The following is a 16893-nucleotide window of genomic DNA, read 5'->3' as shown; positions in this document are numbered from 1 at the left end:
ATCACTCCACCGTTACCGACTTTGCCAGATTGCGCGGCTGATCCACATCCGTGCCCTTGGCAACAGCCGTGTGATAGGCCAGCAATTGCGCGGGAACCGAGTAGAGGATCGGTGCAAGGCTGGTGTGAACATGTGGCATGCGGATGGTGCTCCAGACACCGTCGCCGGCCTCGTCAATGCCATCATCATCTGAGACAAGGATCACTTTACCTTTCCGTGCCATCACTTCCTGCATGTTCGAGACGGTCTTGTCGAAAACCGTATCACGTGGAGCCATGACAACCACGGGCATATGCTTATCGATCAGGGCGATAGGGCCGTGTTTCAACTCTCCCGACGCGTATCCTTCGGCGTGGATATAGCTGATTTCCTTGAGCTTCAGCGCGCCTTCCATTGCCAGCGGATACATCAGGCCACGGCCCAGAAACAGGACGTCGCGCGCCTCGGACAGGCGTTGGGCGGCCTTGCGGATTGCCCGGTTCTGATCGAGTGCCGCGTTCAGTACAGTCGGCAACCCTCGCAGCGCAGCGGCATGATCGGCGATTTCCTCATCCGTCAGCGTGCCCCGGTCTGCGGCGGCCTTGAGCGCCAGCATCAGCAGCACGCTCAACTGGCAGGTGAAGGCCTTGGTCGAGGCGACGCCGATCTCGACACCGGCATGGATCGGCAAGGCGATATCGCTTTCCCGTGCGATCGAGCTTTCGGGGACGTTGACGACCGAAACGATCTTGTCGGCCTTGCCCTCGCAATAGCGCAGAGCCGCCAGGGTATCGGCGGTTTCGCCCGACTGGCTGACGAACAGGGCCAGCGTCCGGTCCGTGATCGGAGGTTCGCGATAGCGGAACTCGCTGGCAATATCGACCTCTACGGGCATTTTGGCCAGTTGTTCGAACCAGTACTTCGCGGTCAGGCAGGCGTAAAACGCGGTGCCACAGGCCACCATGGTCAGGCGATCCAGCTTGCTGAAATCCAGATCCGTGTCCGGCAGCACCACGCGGTCGCCGCCCGTGGGCAGGTAGGACCGGATTGCTTCCGCCACAACGATGGGCTGTTCAGCGATTTCCTTGGCCATGAAGTGCTTGTGTTCGCCTTTGTCCGCGCGCGCATGATCCAGCTTGATCTTGCGCTTTTCCCGGTTTGCCAGCTCACCGGCCTCGTTGCGGATTTCAAGTGACGTCCTGGTCAGAACCGCGCGGTCGCCTTCTTCCAGATATGTGATCTGATTGGTCAGCGGGGCCAGAGCAATGGCATCAGACCCCACATACATCTCACCATCCCCATGGCCGATGGCCAGTGGTGATCCCTTGCGGGCCGCCACGATCAGGTCGTCCTCACCGTCGAACAGAAAGGCCAGTGCAAATGCGCCTTCCAACTGGTCGATTGTCTTGAATGCGGCCTCAACCGGGGACAGGCCCAAGTTCAGGTGGTGTTCAGTCATAAGAGCAACCGTTTCCGTGTCGGTTTCGGTTTGGAAATCAATACCATGTTCGGCTAGTTCGGCCCTCAGGTCGCGATAGTTTTCGACGATGCCGTTATGAACGACGGCCACCGGGCCCGCCTTGTGCGGATGTGCATTGTTGACTGACGGGGCACCATGGGTGGCCCAGCGGGTGTGGCCAATGCCGGATTTTCCGGGAAGAGGATCATGCACCAGAAGGTCGCTGAGGTTGACCAGCTTGCCAACCGCGCGCCGCCGGCCCAATGCGCCGTCGTTGACGGTTGCAATCCCGGCGCTGTCATAGCCGCGATATTCCAGCCGTTTCAGGGCTTCTACTAGAATGGGGGCGGCCTCGTGCTGCCCCAAAACACCTACTATTCCACACATTTCTCAGGCCTTTTTATCGTGGCGAGCCTTTTTCGCCTTGAACATATCAAACAATTTACGCGCATATCCGGGCTTGTTTTCCTGCTTGGCGCGGGCCACGGCCAATGCCTCGGGGTCCACATCCTTGGTCACGACAGTGCCCGTTGCGGTCATCGCCCCATCTCCTACAGTAACCGGGGCAACCAGCATGGTGTTCGAGCCGATAAAGACGTTCTCACCAATCGTGGTTTTATGCTTCATCACGCCGTCATAGTTACAGGTGATCGTCCCCGCGCCGATGTTGGTCGCAGCGCCAACGGACGCGTCACCGATATAGCTGAGGTGATTGACCTTTGCGCCTTCGGCGATTTCGGCATTCTTGATCTCGACAAAATTGCCGACCCGAGTGTTTTCAGCGAGTTCGGCGCCGGGGCGCAGGCGAGCGTAGGGGCCGACGACCGCGCCCCGGCTGACATGGCAGCCCTCAAGATGCGAAAAGGCCCGGATCGTCGCGCCGCTTTCAACAGTGACGCCCGGTCCGAACACCACATTCGGTTCGATCACCGTATCGCGCCCGACCACCGTATCCGCAGCTAGGTACACCGTCTCTGGGGCCATCAATGTGACGCCCAGGTCAAGAAGCTCAGCTCGGGCGCGCGCCTGAAACACGGCATCTGCGGCGGCCAGATCAGCGCGAGAGTTCACGCCCAGTGTCTGTGCCTCATCGCAAGCGACAGCGGTCACGTTCAGTCCACGGCTGCGCGCAATTTCAACCACGTCAGTCAGATAGTACTCGCCCGAAGCGTTGTCGTTTCCGACCTCATCGATCAACGAAAACAGCAGCTGCGCATTGCAGGCCAAAAGCCCTGAATTGCAGAAAGTTATGGATCGTTCTTCATCTGAAGCATCTTTAAACTCGACAATGCGTTCCAGCACATCGCCATTCATGACCAACCGGCCATAACGGGCAGGGTCGACCGCCTCAAAGCCAAGAATGACCAAGTCATTCCCGGACCGTGCATCGATCATCCTTTCCAGCGTGTCGGGCTGCAAGAACGGGGTGTCGCCGTAAAGAACAACCACATCGCCATCGAATCCGCTCAATGCGTTCCGGGCCTGGGCGACCGCATGGGCCGTTCCCAACTGGTCTTCCTGAACGGCGATTCGCACATCTTCATCCTCGGCCATTGCAGCCTTGGCCACAGCTTCGGACCCGTGGCCGGTAATGATCACAGTACGTTCGGGCGACAGGACGGATCCGGCGCGCATCGCATGGATCAGCATCGGAACCTGAGCGATGGGATGCAGGACTTTGGGAAGATCCGAATTCATCCTGGTGCCTTTTCCGGCGGCAAGGATGACAAGGGCATTGCTCATGAAATCGTTTTCTCTTTGTGTTTTGTTGCGGTCCGTTTTATCCGCTGAGGTCAAAGGCGCAAGCCGTTCGGCAATCAAACAAGATTGCCGATTGAAACAGGACACGGCGAAAACCTGCCGAGCAAGGGGGCTAAATGCGCACCGTCATCTTCGATCTGGATGGTACTTTGGCGGATACATCCGGCGATTTGCTGGCTGCTGCGAACCATTGTTTCCGCGAGATGGGGCACGGGGATGTACTGGTCCATGGCACAGATTCAGGTATAGCGCTGCGAGGTGGACGCATGATGTTGACCCACGGGTTAAAACGTGTCGGGGCCTATGACGAGGATACAGTCCAGGCCTACTATCCGGTTCTGCTTGAAGCTTATGCTCGGGACATCGACACCCACACCAGTTTCTATCCCGGCGCACTACAGGCGGTCGAGTTGCTGAGCAACGCAGGTTACGGTGTTGGCATTTGCACAAACAAACCGGAACATCTGGCCGAATTGTTGCTGACACGCATGGGGGTGCGGGACCGTTTTGCTTCTTTGGTCGGGGCCGATACGCTGCCGGTCCGCAAACCGGACCCGGCCCCGCTGCGGGAAGCTGCGCGCCGTGCCGGGGGCGATCCGGACTGGTGCGTGCTGGTCGGAGATTCGGATACTGACCGCAATACCGCCAAAGCGGCAGGCGTTCCTTCGGTGCTGGTTACTTTCGGCCCATCGGGGGATGACATGGCGGCTTTGGAACCCGAAGCACTGCTGCATCATTTTGATGATTTGCCCGGCCTCGTGCCCGATCTGATCGGTGCGGCAGCCTGAAACCTTGACCGGACCCTTTCGGAGCCTCAGAACAAGACCATGACCGACGTATTCTCTGGCAGCTTTACGCAGCAAGAACCCCTTCCGGAAGATGCAATCGACGCGGCTCTGGCCGTTCTGCGCCATGGGCGTCTGCATCGTTACAATGTCGCCCCCGGAGAGTTGGGGGAAACGGCCTTGCTGGAGCAGGAATTTGCCGCCCAGATGGGGGCCAAATACTGCCTGGCGGTTTCGTCTGGCGGTTACGCTCTGGCCACAGCCTTGCGCGCGGTTGGCGTGCAACCCGGAGATTCGGTTCTGACCAATGCGTTTACACTGGCGCCGGTGCCGGGGTCGATTGCCTCAGTCGGAGGGCGGGCAATCTTTGTCGGTGTGACGGACGGCCTGACAATTGATCTGGATGATCTTGAGGTCAAGCTGGATCAGGCTCGTGTTCTGATGCTCAGCCATATGCGCGGACATCTGTGTGATATGGACCGGCTAATGCAGATGTGTGACGCAGCCGGCGTGATCGTGATCGAGGATTGCGCACACACGATGGGTGCAGCCTGGCGCGGTCAGTTGTCGGGGCGGCAGGGTGCAATCGGGTGTTATTCCTGTCAGACCTACAAGCATGTCAATTCGGGCGAGGGGGGCTTGCTGGTCACCGATGACGAGGAACTGGCGGCCAAGGCCACGATGTTGTCGGGGTCATACATGCTGTATGAACGCCACTTGGCCGCCCCGGGGCCAGAAGTGTTCGAGCGGATCAAGTACACCACACCCAATGTCTCGGGCCGGATGGACAATTTGCGCGCGGCGATCCTGCGCCCGCAATTGCGGGATCTGGACCGGCAGGTGGGCCGGTGGAACGAGCGCTATCGCGAGATCGAAACCGGGTTGCGCGGCACTCCGGGCCTGACGATTGTCGAGCGGCCCGAGGCGGAAACCTATGTTGGGTCTTCGATCCAGTTTCTGTTGCTGGATTGGTCGCCTGAACGGATAGCTGAAGTCATCAGCCGTTGCGCGGCTCGTGGGGTTGAGCTGAAGTGGTTCGGAGGTGCTGAGCCGACAGGTTTCACGTCGCGCTATGACAGTTGGCGATATTTTGAAAGCCAGCGGATGCCTGAAAGTGACCGCGTTCTGGCCGGCGCGATGGATATGCGCGTGCCTTTGACGTTTTCCCTGGAGGATTGTCGATTGATCGCCCGGATCATCCGGGCTGAAGTGAGTGCGGTTTATCAGTCTTGACCAAGCGGAGTGCGCCTGCGGCGCACGCTCGATCTTTTGAAACGCCGCCTGTTTCGGGCGGCGTTTTCCATTTCAGACGAGCTGTCACAAAGATTGACCGGGAACAGATTCGCTGCTAGAGATTTATTGAACACTTGTTCATTAAAGCGGAGGGAAGACGCAGATGTTCATGGCCACGATGAAGTTCGATCTGGGTGAGGATGTGAATGCCCTGCGCGAGATGGTGCATCGCTGGGCGCAGGAGCGTGTCAAGCCGATGGCGGCTGAGATCGATGCCACGAATGCCTTTCCGAACGAGCTGTGGAAAGAGATGGGAGAGCTTGGTCTGTTGGGTGTCACCGTGCCTGAAGAGTATGGCGGTGCAGGCATGTCTTATCTGGCGCATACGATCGCCGTGGAAGAGGTTGCGCGTGCATCGGCCTCGGTTTCCTTGTCATACGGGGCTCATTCCAACTTGTGCGTGAACCAGATCAAGCTGAACGGCACCGACGAGCAGAAGCAGAAATACCTGCCACGCCTGATTTCCGGTGAGCATGTAGGGGCGCTGGCAATGTCAGAGCCCTCGGCCGGGTCGGATGTGGTGTCGATGAAGCTGCGCGCTGAAAAGCGTAACGACCATTACCGCTTGAATGGCAATAAATACTGGATCACCAATGGACCGGACGCGGATACTCTGGTGGTTTATGCCAAGACGAATCCCGATGCCGGATCGAAGGGCATCACGGCATTTCTGATCGAAAAAGAGATGAAGGGTTTTTCGACCTCGCCCCATTTCGACAAGCTGGGTATGCGCGGATCGAACACGGCTGAGCTTATCTTTGAAGACGTAGAGGTCCCGTTCGAGAACGTGTTGGGCGAAGAGGGCAAGGGTGTGGCCGTGCTTATGTCGGGGCTGGATTATGAACGGGTCGTGCTGGCCGGCATCGGGACCGGCATCATGGCCGCTTGCCTGGACGAAGTGATGCCCTATGTGGCTGAGCGCAAGCAGTTCGGCAGACCCATCGGCAGCTTTCAGTTGATGCAGGGCAAGATTGCCGACATGTACACCGCGATGAATTCGGCGCGGGCCTATGTCTACGAGGTGGCCAAAGCCTGTGATCGGGGCGATGTGACCCGGCAGGATGCGGCGGCGTGCTGCCTTTACGCGTCGGAACAGGCGATGGTTCAGGCCCATCAGGCGGTTCAGGCGCTGGGCGGGGCGGGTTTCCTGTCGGATTCGCCGGTCAGCCGGATTTTCCGGGATGCCAAGCTCATGGAAATCGGCGCGGGCACCAGCGAGATTCGCCGGATGCTGATCGGCCGCGAAATGATGAATGAAATGCTCTGAGAGCAAAAAACGCCCTGCGGATGAGGAAACCGCAGGGCGTTTTGGAAACGGGATCAGAACCGATGGACGTAGGAAACACCGACCAGCCAGGGATCGATTTCCGCGGTGCCGATGGGGGCGCCGTTGAGCGAGACGTCCGAGTCAATGTCGAACCAGCGCACGTTCAGGCGGATCGCCCCGTTGTCGGTGACCATGTAATCCAGACCGGCCTGCAACGAGACGCCGAAGGAGTCATCGACCTTGATGTTACCCAGGGGCGATTGCTCGTCGAAGAAGATCGTATAGTTGAGGCCGGCACCGACATAGGGTTTCCAGGCGCTGTTGGTCGCGAAGTGATAGTTCAGCGACAATGTGGGCGGCAACTGCTTGACCGTGGCCGCGTCCGTACCGCCAAGGGCAACGGTGTGTTTGAACGGGGTCGCAGCCAAAAGCTCGATACCCAGGTTGTCGCGAATAAAGTACTCAGCAGTGAAAATCGGGCGGGTGTCCGCGTCGACCGTTGCTGCCGCACCAGCCAGCGTGCCGTTGTCGGATTTCGGGTCCAGATAGCCAACACCGATACCCAGCGTCCAGTCCCCTTGCGACTGGGCCAAAGCTGGAGCCGCCAGGGCGACCAGTGCAGTAGACAGTGTCAAAGCGGCGAGTTTCTTTGTCATATTCTTGCCTTTGGTTATGTTGATGCTCTTGGTTTCGCAAAGGCGGTGTCCGGCCACTCTGATCTGCATCAAGTTTGCGTGATGCGTCCGCCCAAGATCACGTCGCGAAGCATCAGGAAAACAAGGGGAATTCGCTTTGCTGCACGCTGAACGCATACCGGGTTTGCGCTCAGAAGGAGGCTGGGACATACCGGACCGGCTGAACATGGCGCAGCAATGTCTGAACCATCCGGCCGATCAGGTGGCGCTTATCGATCTGACCGGATCAGGGCGGCGGCTGACAACCTATGGGCAACTGGCGCAAATGACTGATGGGATTGCCCGCGCCCTGCTGACCCGCGTCCGGCCCGGTGATCGGATCGGAGTGCTGCTGAGCCAGTCTCCCTGGTGCACAGCGGCGCATCTGGCAATCTGGAAGATCGGCGGGACTTCGGTGCCCTTGTTCAAGTTGTTCAAGCAGGATGCGCTGCGGTCGCGGGCTGGCGATGCAGGCGTTCAGATCGTGCTGACCGATGCCGAAGGGGCGGATCTGCTGGGCGATCTGGCCGAACCTCTGATTGCATCCGAAATTGGTGAGGCGGGTCCGGCTGTACCGTTTGCAGCGACCGGGCCTGAAGATCCGGCTGTATTGATCTATACCTCAGGCACCACGGGCAGCCCGAAGGGCGCGCTGCATGGGCACCGGGTTCTGACCGGGCATCTGCCGGGCGTCTCGATCAGCCACAATCACCTGCGCGAAGGAGACTGCCTTTGGACCCCGGCGGATTGGGCGTGGATCGGCGGGCTGTTCGATGTGCTGATGCCTGGCCTTGCGCTGGGTATCCCGGTTGTCGCCGCACGGCTTGAGAAGTTCACCCCCGAAGCCTGCGCCGAAATCATTGCGCGGGGCGGGGTGCGGAATGCTTTCTTTCCCCCGACTGCGCTGCGGATGCTCAAGGCCGCGGATCAGGCGATCCCCGGTTTGCGCTCGGTCGCGTCCGGGGGTGAGCCGCTGGGGGCCGAGATGCTAGCCTGGGGCCAAGGTGCGTTTGGACTGACGATCAACGAGTTCTACGGCCAGACCGAATGCAATATGGTCGTATCCTCCTGCGCCAAGGATTTCCCCGTTCAACCCGGCTGCATCGGCAAGCCGGTGCCCGGGCATGAGGTCGCGGTGATCGACGATGACGGCAACCCGACCAGCGAGGAAGGCGATGTCGCCATCCGGCGCGGCTCGGCCTCGATGCTGTTGGAATACTGGAACCGACCCGAGGCGACGGCTGAGAAGTTCCGGGGTGATTGGTTGATCACCGGGGATCGTGGTGTTTGGGAGGGGGACTATCTGCGCTTTGTCGGTCGCGATGACGACGTGATCACCTCAGCCGGTTATCGCATTGGCCCCGCAGAGATTGAGGATTGCCTGCTGACCCACCCGGCGGTCGCAACGGTCGGCGTAGTCGGCAAGCCTGACCCGCTGCGGACCGAGATCGTGAAGGCTTATGTGGTGTTGAAACCGGGTGCTGAGGCCACGGGTGCCGAGTTGCAGAAGTGGGTCAAGGACCGTCTGGCGCAGTATTCCTATCCACGCGAGGTGGCGTTTCTGGAGGAACTGCCGATGACGGTGACGGGGAAGGTGATCCGCAATGAGTTGAAGGCGCGGGCGGCTGAGGAAGTACATGAATGAAGCGACTGCTGACACTGTGTGTATTGACCTTTGGTGCTACCGCTCCGCTAGCTGCTGAGGAAACGATAGAAACGCTGGATGTCCCTACTTGGTTTGACGGTTGCACAGCGCTGTCCGGCACCCTCATAGCTAACGAAATGGATACTCGATGTATGTCTTCGGCATATGACTACTGTGAACTTGGACATCCGCCCGTGGAAAGGCGCGTTTGTATTGAGAAATTGAACGCTCATCTTCTGGCAAAAACCAAAGAAATCGCAGAGGGCTTGCCTGATCAAGTGGCAGGTTTGAGCGGCTTTAAGAAATGGTCTTACCCGCGTCGTTTGGAGGAATTCAGAAACGATGAATTTGATCCGGACTGCTCTCAGATGACAGAGTTTATGTGTGAGACTTTTAATATCGTAGTGCGATGGAGCGCAGCCAGAGACCTTGAACGATTGTCAGATGCGCCAGGAGGTTTAAAAGCAAAATGAAACTCACATCCAAAGCCATGCCCACCTCCGAGGGCTTCAAAGCAAACCGCACCGCCCATCTCGACGCGCTGGCGCAAATCTCCGAAGCTGCTGAAGCGGCTCGCATGGGCGGTGGTGAGAAATCTCGCGCGCGGCACGTCTCTCGGGGCAAGATGCTTCCCAGACGCCGGGTGGCGAACCTGTTGGACCCGGGCTCTCCGTTCCTCGAAATCGGCGCGACGGCGGCGCATGGGATGTATGGCGATGCCGCGCCCTGTGCCGGGGTGATCGCGGGAATTGGCCGGGTGCAGGGGCGCGAGGTCATGGTGGTGTGCAACGATGCCACCGTAAAGGGCGGAACCTATTATCCGATGACCGTCAAGAAACACCTCCGCGCGCAGGAGATCGCCGAGGAAAACCATCTGCCTTGCATCTATCTGGTGGACAGCGGTGGTGCGAACCTGCCCAATCAGGATGAGGTCTTCCCGGACCGGGATCACTTTGGCCGCATCTTCTATAACCAAGCGCGGATGAGCGCGAAGGGGATCCCTCAGATCGCCGTGGTGATGGGGTCTTGCACGGCGGGCGGGGCTTATGTGCCTGCGATGTCGGATGTGACGATCATCGTCAAGGAACAGGGCACGATCTTTCTGGCCGGGCCGCCTTTGGTAAAAGCGGCGACGGGAGAGGTCGTCAGTTCCGAAGATCTGGGTGGCGGCGACGTACACACACGCTTGTCTGGCGTGGCCGACTATCTGGCTGAGGATGACGCGCATGCGCTGGCCTTGGCACGGCGCGCGGTCGGGTCGCTGAACCTGCGCAAACCGCAGACGGTGGATTGGGCCAGCCCCGAGGGCCCGGCCTTTGATCCCGACGAGATTCTGGGTGTTGTTCCCGCCGACCTGCGGACCCCTTATGACATCCGCGAGGTGATCGCGCGTCTGGTCGATGGCTCTCGGTTCGATGAGTTCAAACCCCGGTTTGGCGAGACGCTGGTGACCGGGTTCGCCCATGTCAAAGGCTGTCCGGTTGGCATCATCGCCAATAACGGCGTGCTGTTCTCTGAGGCCGCGCAGAAGGGCGCGCATTTCGTCGAGCTGTGCTCGCAGCGAAATATTCCGTTGGTCTTCCTGCAGAATATCACCGGTTTCATGGTTGGTCGCAAATACGAAAACGAAGGTATCGCCCGGCACGGGGCCAAGATGGTGACGGCGGTGGCGACAACCTCGGTGCCCAAGATCACCATGCTGGTCGGCGGCTCGTTCGGGGCCGGGAACTATGGCATGGCGGGCAGGGCGTATCAGCCGCGCTTCCTGTGGACATGGCCGAATTCGCGTATCTCGGTGATGGGCGGAGAGCAGGCAGCAGGGGTGCTGGCCACCGTCAAACGCGACGGGATCGAGCGGCAGGGCGGTACATGGTCTGCTGAAGAAGAAGCCGAATTCAAGCGCCCGACGCTGGATATGTTCGAGGAACAGTCGCACCCGCTTTATGCCTCGGCCCGTCTGTGGGATGACGGCATCATCGACCCGCGTAAAAGCCGCGATGTGCTGGCGCTGTCGCTGAGCGCCGCTCTGAATGCCCCGATCGAGGAGACACGTTTCGGCGTGTTCAGGATGTAGGATGAGCGAGAGTTTGAAAGACATCATGGCCCGCTATCCCGGTGCGCAAACCTTCAAATTCGGCGACAACCTCTTGCTGAGTGCAGAGCTTCTGGCTTTGGTCCGTTCTGGCCGTAAAACAGCGACCTGCGATGCGCTCTGCAACTGTCCAGACGGCAGTCCTGAAATGCCGAAGCCCGGTCGACGCGATATTGCGCTGAACTGGGATGACACACCGGCTTTGGTCATTGAAACCGTCGATGTCTCGATCCAGCGTTATTGTGATGTGACCGAGGAATTCGCTTTGGCTGAAGGTGAGAATGAAACGCTTGAAGGATGGCGGGAAGATCATCGCCGTTATTTCCAACGAAACGGCGGCTTTGATCCCGAGATGAAACTCGTGTGCGAACGGTTCCGTCTCGTCGAAGATCTGGCAGTGGAAGGGTGAAAGACATGTTCAGTAAAATCCTGATTGCCAACCGGGGTGAGATCGCCTGCCGGGTGATGGAGACGGCTCAGAAGTTGGGCGTGTCCTGCGTTGCTGTCTATTCCGATGCGGACGCGACGGCTAAACATGTTCAGATGGCGGACGAGGCGGTTCATATTGGCGGTCCCGCCCCGGCAGATAGCTATTTGAAGGGCGATGTGATCATACAGGCGGCGCTGGATACCGGCGCACAGGCGATCCATCCGGGCTATGGGTTTCTTTCAGAAAACCCCGGTTTCGTGGATGCGGTTCAGGCTGCGGGTCTGACCTTTATCGGCCCCTCGGCGGATGCGATCCGCAAGATGGGCCTCAAGGACGCGGCCAAGGTGTTGATGGAGCAGGCCGGCGTGCCAGTCGTGCCAGGTTATCACGGGGACAATCAAGACCCCGAACATCTGGCAGGTGCGGCGGACACGATAGGCTATCCGGTTCTGATCAAGGCCGTCGCAGGCGGCGGCGGCAAGGGGATGCGGCTGGTCGAGAAACCGGAGGACTTCGCGGCCGCGCTGGACAGCGCGCGGGGTGAGGCCCGGACCGCCTTCGGAAATGATGCCGTGCTGGTCGAGAAATTCGTGGCCAAGCCCCGTCATATCGAGGTTCAGGTCTTTGGCGATGGTACGCATGCAGTGCATCTGTTTGAACGCGACTGCTCGTTGCAACGCCGCCACCAGAAGGTGATCGAAGAAGCCCCGGCCCCGGGTATGACATTCGAAATGCGTGAGGCTATGGGGCAGGCGGGCGTTCGCGCCGCCGAGGCGATCGGCTATAAAGGCGCAGGCACGGTCGAGTTCATCGTTGATGCCTCTGACGGGCTGCGCCCAGACAGGTTCTGGTTCATGGAGATGAACACGCGCCTGCAGGTGGAACACCCGGTAACAGAGGCCATCACAGGCATTGATCTGGTCGAATGGCAGTTGCGCGTAGCCTCAGGCGAAAACCTTCCCAAAAAACAGGATGATCTGGCGATCTCCGGCCATGCATTTGAGGCCCGGCTTTATGCCGAGGACGTTCCGAAAGGGTTCCTGCCAGCGACGGGAACGCTGACTCATCTGGTTTTCCCTGCCAATTGTCGCGCCGATAGCGGCGTTCGCGCGGGGGACACGATCAGCCCGTGGTATGACCCGATGATCGCCAAAGTAGTGGTGCATGGATCGACACGCGCCGTCGCGCTTGAGACGTTGAATCGGGTGCTGCAACAGACTGAAGTTGCAGGTACTGTCACAAATCTGGCTTTTCTGGGCGCGTTGACGCGTCACGAAGGATTTGCCTCGGGCGATGTCGATACGGGGCTTATCGGTCGAGATATCGAAGCGTTGGTACAGGAACCTGAGCCATCGGTTGCAACGGCAGTCGCAGCTGCGATGACTGCACTGGATCTTGTGGATGTCGACCCGGAAACCGGGTTTTCTCTCTGGGCGCCGCTGCATCGCGCTGTGCAACTGTCCAGTAACGATGAAGTGCTGAAGTTGGACGTGCAGGTCGACGGGCCGGATCGCCAGATTTGGCAGATTGGCGAGGATCGCGTTGTTGCGGAACGTGCCGCCGGGCGATGGGCGTTGAACGGTAGGCAAATGCCTCGCGTTGCTGCAAGCAATGGGACACTGACGGTTTTCACCAACTACGGTCAGAGCTTCGACATCATCGATTCGCTGGACCGGGATGCCAGCACCACAGGCGACACCAATGTGATCGAGGCTCCTATGCCCGGTCTGGTCAAAGCCGTCTTTGCCACAGCGGGACAAACCGTACAGGAAGGTGATCGTCTGGCCATTTTGGAAGCGATGAAGATGGAGCATTCTCTGCTTGCGGCGCGGGACGGGGTTGTTGCCGAGGTGCTGGTCAAGGACGGTTCGCAGGTCGAAGCCGGGGCTGCCTTGGTGAGGTTGGAGGAAGAAGCTTGACCTGTACCCGCGCAACGCTGCGTGCAAAGGTCAGACGATCTTTGTTTGAAGCGACAACAATCCAGAAGGAGGGGCGACATGGGTGACCTGGTCGAAATCTACGAGGTCGGGCCGCGCGACGGGCTGCAGAACGAAAAGCGCGAGATACCGGTGTCAGACAAGATCGCCTTGGTCGACTGCCTCAGCCGTGCGGGTTTCCGCAGGATCGAGGTCGCAAGCTTTGTCTCTCCGAAATGGGTGCCGCAGATGGCGGGATCGGCTCAGGTTCTGGGCGGAATCACCCGAGTGGATGGGGTGCGCTATGCCGCGCTGACGCCGAACATGCATGGATATGGCGATGCGCTGGCGGCCAAGGCGGACGAGATCGCCGTGTTTGCCTCGGCCTCCGAAGGATTCTCAAAGGCCAATATCAATGCCTCTATCGCCGAGTCGATTGAGCGGTTTACGCCGATTCTGGAGGCGGCGCGCCATGTCGACCTGCCTGTTCGCGGTTATGTCTCATGCGCGACGGATTGCCCATACGACGGTCCGACTCCGCCCGAAAAAGTGGCCGAGGTCGCTGATCGGCTTTTTGCGCTGGGCTGTTATGAGGTTTCACTGGGCGACACGATTGGACAGGGGACGCCGGATAAGGTCGCGCACATGCTTCTGGCGGTTCGCGAGAGGGTTCCGGTGACGCGATTGGCGGGGCATTTTCATGACACCAATGGGCGTGCGATCGATAATATCGACGCTGCATTGGCGCTTGGTGTGCGGGTGTTTGACGCAGCCGTGGGCGGGTTGGGCGGTTGCCCCTACGCCCCGGGTGCCGCAGGAAACGTAGCCACCGAGGCTGTTGTGGCGCACTTGCATCGCCTGGGATACGAAACCGGTCTGGATATCGACGTGATTGAAGAGGCGGCGCAGATGGCCAGGGCTTTGAGACGCTGACATGTTTGAAACGATCACGATCACGACAGATGTGCGTGGTGTCGCCACACTCACTCTGAACCGGCCGGAAAAACACAACGCCATGTCGGGGCAAATGATCACTGAATTGACCGAGGCTGCATCACAACTGGGTCAGGATGACGCTGTCCGAGTGGTCGTTTTGGCAGCGGCGGGAAAGACGTTCTGCGCCGGCGGTGATCTGGGATGGATGCAGGACCAGATGGCGGCCGACAAAAAGACGCGTTTTGTCGAGGCGCGCAAGCTGGCCGAGATGTTGCAGGCTCTGAACACAATGCCAAAGCCTTTGATCGGGGCGTTGCAGGGCAATGCCTTCGGTGGCGGTGTGGGAATGGCAGCCGTGTGCGATGTCGCGATTGGGGTCGACAGTCTGAAGATGGGGTTGACCGAAACGCGCCTGGGGCTGATCCCCGCAACAATTGGCCCCTATGTCATCGCCCGCATGGGCGAAGCCCGCGCGCGCCGGGTGTTCATGTCAGCCCGTTTGTTCGATGCTTCCGAGGCCGTTGATCTGGGCCTGCTGGCGAAAACCGTTTCGGCAGATCGGCTTTCGGACGCGGTTGAAGACGAAATACGCCCCTATTTGTCTTGCGCGCCCGGGGCGGTTGCCTCTGCCAAGGCGCTGGTACGCTCTCTGGGTCCGCGCATCGACGATGCCGTGATCGATCAGACCATAGGCGAGCTGGTCGAACGGTGGGAAACACAAGAGGCACGCGAAGGGATCGCGGCGTTTTTTGAAAAACGAAAACCTGCATGGAATAAGTAGGTTCTACCAGGTTCCGCCAAGCTAAAGCCAAACGCTGGTACTGCGATTCTATGCCGCGCTGTCAAGCGCAGGTTTGATTGCGAAGGGGGCTGTGTTCGGTTGACCCTCTGACCCCGCAGGGATAGAGAATGTCCAGTCAACATGCCAATTGACGGCGCACCCGACAAGATGCGTGCGCAGGAAAGGAGCTATTCGTGGAAGACCTGCTGCGGGAGTACCTCCCGATTCTGGTGTTTCTGGCCGTTGCCGTGGGCCTTGGGATCGTCTTGATCCTGGCCGCCGTCGTACTGGCCGTCCGCAATCCCGACCCCGAAAAGGTCAGCGCATATGAATGTGGTTTCAATGCCTTCGACGACGCGCGGATGAAATTCGACGTCCGATTCTATCTGGTCTCGATTCTGTTCATCATCTTCGATCTGGAAATTGCTTTCCTGTTTCCCTGGGCCGTGGGCTTCAAGGACATCAGCGATGTCGGGTTCTGGTCCATGATGGTGTTCCTGGGCGTTCTGACCATCGGCTTTGCCTATGAATGGAAGAAGGGGGCGCTGGAATGGGAGTGATGACAGGTGCCAACACTGCCGGTGTCGACAAGGAAGTCGCCACCCAGGCCCTGAACGCCGAGTTGCAGGACAAAGGTTTTCTGCTGACCTCGACCGAAGACATCATCAACTGGGCGCGCACTGGCTCGCTGCATTGGATGACCTTTGGTCTGGCCTGCTGCGCGGTTGAGATGATGCATACCTCTATGCCACGTTATGATGCAGAACGGTTTGGTATCGCGCCTCGGGCGTCCCCGCGCCAGTCGGATGTGATGATCGTGGCAGGAACACTGACCAACAAGATGGCCCCGGCTTTGCGCAAGGTCTATGACCAGATGCCTGAGCCACGCTATGTGATCTCAATGGGCTCCTGCGCGAATGGCGGTGGGTATTACCACTATTCTTATTCCGTCGTGCGTGGATGTGACCGGGTTGTTCCTGTGGACATCTACGTGCCCGGCTGCCCTCCGACGGCTGAGGCCTTGTTGTATGGCCTGATGCAGCTGCAGCGTAAAATCCGCCGTACCGGCACAATTGTCCGCTGAGGAGAGAGCTGATGAGCGAAGCACTCAAGGAACTCGGCACACAGTTGGAGCTGAAACGGTCTGATTGTGTTCTGTCATGGGGCGTAACCCACGGCGAACTGAACGTGGACGTGGCACCGTCGAATCTCGTGGAATTCGTCGAATTCCTGAAATCCGACCAGAACTGCAAATTCTCTACGCTGGTGGATATCACCGGCGTGGATTACCCCGAGCGCGCCAAGCGGTTCGACGTGGTGTATCACTTCCTGTCGATGTACCAGAACCAGCGCATCCGGCTGCGGGTCTCGATCCGTGAAGACGACATGGTGCCGTCGATCGTTGACGTGCACCCCTCGGCCAATTGGTTCGAGCGTGAGGTGTTCGACATGTTCGGCATCTTGTTCTCGGGCCATCCGGACCTGCGGCGCATCCTGACCGACTATGGGTTCCGTGGTTACCCACTGCGCAAGGATTTCCCGACCACCGGTTATACCGAAGTGCGCTATGATGAGGCGCAAAAGCGTGTGGTCTACGAGCCGGTCAGCCTGGTGCAGGAATACCGACAGTTTGATTTCATGTCCCCGTGGGAGGGTGCGAACTACATTCTGCCGGGGGATGAGAAACAGGAGACCGAATAATGGGTGGCATCTGGTGGCTGATCCTGTCTGCGCTGACCATCATTCCGATGGTGAAGATTTTGCCGTTCTTCGGGATCAACAAATACTGGTGCCTGCTGTGTCTGGTTCCCTTTGGCACGATAGCCTTGCTGTGGTGGGTCGGGCTGAAACTGCAAGAGTTGGAGCGCCGCTGAG

General features: G+C 59.2%; 17 protein-coding genes. 14 read left to right on the top strand and 3 right to left on the bottom strand.

The features are described from left to right. Position 1: 1 nt before the first annotated feature. The gene (glmS, locus tag AC2FJB_RS02300) at positions 2-1825 is read right to left on the bottom strand and encodes a glutamine--fructose-6-phosphate transaminase (isomerizing) (RefSeq protein ID WP_496719219.1); all 1824 of its coding nucleotides are present in this window, start codon (positions 1823-1825) and stop codon (positions 2-4) included. 3 nt (positions 1826-1828) lie between these two features. After that, the gene (gene glmU, locus AC2FJB_RS02295) at positions 1829-3181 is read right to left on the bottom strand and encodes a bifunctional UDP-N-acetylglucosamine diphosphorylase/glucosamine-1-phosphate N-acetyltransferase GlmU (RefSeq protein WP_496719218.1); all 1353 of its coding nucleotides are present in this window, start codon (positions 3179-3181) and stop codon (positions 1829-1831) included. A gap of 134 nt (positions 3182-3315) precedes the next feature. Between glmU and AC2FJB_RS02290 the strand changes: the two genes are divergently transcribed. The 3 genes from AC2FJB_RS02290 to AC2FJB_RS02280 all read left to right on the top strand — a co-directional run bounded on the left by AC2FJB_RS02290 (position 3316) and on the right by AC2FJB_RS02280 (position 6544). Further along, positions 3316-3987 carry an HAD-IA family hydrolase gene (locus tag AC2FJB_RS02290; RefSeq protein WP_496719217.1) on the top strand — a complete coding sequence of 224 codons (672 nt, stop codon included), beginning with the start codon at positions 3316-3318 and terminating at the stop codon, positions 3985-3987. Between the two features lie 39 nt (positions 3988-4026). Continuing rightward, complete coding sequence (locus AC2FJB_RS02285) at positions 4027-5217, top strand: DegT/DnrJ/EryC1/StrS family aminotransferase (protein ID WP_496719216.1); 1191 nt, start codon at positions 4027-4029, stop codon at positions 5215-5217. A gap of 163 nt (positions 5218-5380) precedes the next feature. Further along, the gene (locus AC2FJB_RS02280; protein ID WP_496719215.1) at positions 5381-6544 is read left to right on the top strand and encodes an isovaleryl-CoA dehydrogenase; all 1164 of its coding nucleotides are present in this window, start codon (positions 5381-5383) and stop codon (positions 6542-6544) included. Between the two features lie 53 nt (positions 6545-6597). On the opposite strand, the gene AC2FJB_RS02275 is transcribed toward AC2FJB_RS02280, so the two are convergent. Next, entirely contained in the window at positions 6598-7200 is a 603-nt protein-coding gene (locus AC2FJB_RS02275) for an OmpW/AlkL family protein (protein ID WP_496719214.1), read from the bottom strand. A 136-nt stretch (positions 7201-7336) separates the two neighbouring features. Between AC2FJB_RS02275 and AC2FJB_RS02270 the strand changes: the two genes are divergently transcribed. The 11 genes from AC2FJB_RS02270 to AC2FJB_RS02220 all read left to right on the top strand — a co-directional run bounded on the left by AC2FJB_RS02270 (position 7337) and on the right by AC2FJB_RS02220 (position 16892). Continuing rightward, complete coding sequence (locus AC2FJB_RS02270) at positions 7337-8863, top strand: AMP-binding protein (protein WP_496719213.1); 1527 nt, start codon at positions 7337-7339, stop codon at positions 8861-8863. Continuing rightward, positions 8860-9336, top strand: a complete 477-nt coding sequence (locus tag AC2FJB_RS02265) for a hypothetical protein (RefSeq protein WP_496719212.1) — start codon at positions 8860-8862, stop codon at positions 9334-9336. Before AC2FJB_RS02270 ends, AC2FJB_RS02265 begins: the two co-directional genes overlap by 4 nt. Next, the gene (locus AC2FJB_RS02260) at positions 9333-10937 is read left to right on the top strand and encodes a carboxyl transferase domain-containing protein (RefSeq protein ID WP_496719211.1); all 1605 of its coding nucleotides are present in this window, start codon (positions 9333-9335) and stop codon (positions 10935-10937) included. The genes AC2FJB_RS02265 and AC2FJB_RS02260 overlap by 4 nt, the downstream gene beginning before the upstream one ends. A gap of 1 nt (position 10938) precedes the next feature. Then, positions 10939-11364 (top strand): ASCH domain-containing protein, encoded by a 426-nt coding sequence (locus AC2FJB_RS02255; protein WP_496719210.1) that lies wholly within the window; start codon positions 10939-10941, stop codon positions 11362-11364. 5 nt (positions 11365-11369) lie between these two features. Next, positions 11370-13304: an acetyl/propionyl/methylcrotonyl-CoA carboxylase subunit alpha gene (locus AC2FJB_RS02250; RefSeq protein WP_496719209.1), complete on the top strand. Its 1935-nt coding sequence runs from the start codon at positions 11370-11372 to the stop codon at positions 13302-13304. A 78-nt stretch (positions 13305-13382) separates the two neighbouring features. Next, positions 13383-14234 carry a hydroxymethylglutaryl-CoA lyase gene (locus AC2FJB_RS02245; RefSeq protein WP_496719208.1) on the top strand — a complete coding sequence of 284 codons (852 nt, stop codon included), beginning with the start codon at positions 13383-13385 and terminating at the stop codon, positions 14232-14234. A 1-nt stretch (position 14235) separates the two neighbouring features. Then, positions 14236-15018 (top strand): crotonase/enoyl-CoA hydratase family protein, encoded by a 783-nt coding sequence (locus AC2FJB_RS02240; RefSeq protein WP_496719207.1) that lies wholly within the window; start codon positions 14236-14238, stop codon positions 15016-15018. 194 nt (positions 15019-15212) lie between these two features. Next, positions 15213-15578, top strand: coding sequence for an NADH-quinone oxidoreductase subunit A (locus tag AC2FJB_RS02235; RefSeq protein WP_050602775.1), 366 nt, complete (start codon positions 15213-15215; stop codon positions 15576-15578). Continuing rightward, positions 15569-16102: a NuoB/complex I 20 kDa subunit family protein gene (locus AC2FJB_RS02230; RefSeq protein WP_010442777.1), complete on the top strand. Its 534-nt coding sequence runs from the start codon at positions 15569-15571 to the stop codon at positions 16100-16102. Before AC2FJB_RS02235 ends, AC2FJB_RS02230 begins: the two co-directional genes overlap by 10 nt. A gap of 11 nt (positions 16103-16113) precedes the next feature. Then, complete coding sequence (locus AC2FJB_RS02225) at positions 16114-16719, top strand: NADH-quinone oxidoreductase subunit C (protein ID WP_496719206.1); 606 nt, start codon at positions 16114-16116, stop codon at positions 16717-16719. Further along, on the top strand, positions 16719-16892 hold the full coding sequence (locus tag AC2FJB_RS02220) for a hypothetical protein (RefSeq protein WP_010442775.1): 174 nt from the start codon (positions 16719-16721) through the stop codon (positions 16890-16892). Before AC2FJB_RS02225 ends, AC2FJB_RS02220 begins: the two co-directional genes overlap by 1 nt. The last annotated feature ends 1 nt before the right edge of the window (position 16893 follow it).

Source organism: Ruegeria sp. CDSC085, assembly GCF_059610465.1.
The sequence above is the reverse complement of the archived record's forward strand: the minus strand, read 5'-3'. Positions and strand labels throughout refer to the sequence as shown.

Bases quoted from the DNA above. Each gene is read 5' to 3' on its own strand.
- AC2FJB_RS02280 (WP_496719215.1), top strand. From the start codon at position 5,381: ATGTTCATGGCCACGATGAAGTTCGATCTGGGTGAGGATGTGAATGCC.
- AC2FJB_RS02285 (WP_496719216.1), top strand. From the start codon at position 4,027: ATGACCGACGTATTCTCTGGCAGCTTTACGCAGCAAGAACCCCTTCCG.
- AC2FJB_RS02245 (WP_496719208.1), top strand. From the start codon at position 13,383: ATGGGTGACCTGGTCGAAATCTACGAGGTCGGGCCGCGCGACGGGCTG.
- AC2FJB_RS02225 (WP_496719206.1), top strand. From the start codon at position 16,114: ATGAGCGAAGCACTCAAGGAACTCGGCACACAGTTGGAGCTGAAACGG.
- AC2FJB_RS02240 (WP_496719207.1), top strand. From the start codon at position 14,236: ATGTTTGAAACGATCACGATCACGACAGATGTGCGTGGTGTCGCCACA.
- AC2FJB_RS02265 (WP_496719212.1), top strand. From the start codon at position 8,860: ATGAAGCGACTGCTGACACTGTGTGTATTGACCTTTGGTGCTACCGCT.
- AC2FJB_RS02220 (WP_010442775.1), top strand. From the start codon at position 16,719: ATGGGTGGCATCTGGTGGCTGATCCTGTCTGCGCTGACCATCATTCCG.
- AC2FJB_RS02275 (WP_496719214.1), bottom strand. From the start codon at position 7,200: ATGACAAAGAAACTCGCCGCTTTGACACTGTCTACTGCACTGGTCGCC.
- AC2FJB_RS02230 (WP_010442777.1), top strand. From the start codon at position 15,569: ATGGGAGTGATGACAGGTGCCAACACTGCCGGTGTCGACAAGGAAGTC.
- AC2FJB_RS02290 (WP_496719217.1), top strand. From the start codon at position 3,316: ATGCGCACCGTCATCTTCGATCTGGATGGTACTTTGGCGGATACATCC.
- glmS (WP_496719219.1), bottom strand. From the start codon at position 1,825: ATGTGTGGAATAGTAGGTGTTTTGGGGCAGCACGAGGCCGCCCCCATT.
- AC2FJB_RS02260 (WP_496719211.1), top strand. From the start codon at position 9,333: ATGAAACTCACATCCAAAGCCATGCCCACCTCCGAGGGCTTCAAAGCA.
- AC2FJB_RS02250 (WP_496719209.1), top strand. From the start codon at position 11,370: ATGTTCAGTAAAATCCTGATTGCCAACCGGGGTGAGATCGCCTGCCGG.
- glmU (WP_496719218.1), bottom strand. From the start codon at position 3,181: ATGAGCAATGCCCTTGTCATCCTTGCCGCCGGAAAAGGCACCAGGATG.
- AC2FJB_RS02255 (WP_496719210.1), top strand. From the start codon at position 10,939: ATGAGCGAGAGTTTGAAAGACATCATGGCCCGCTATCCCGGTGCGCAA.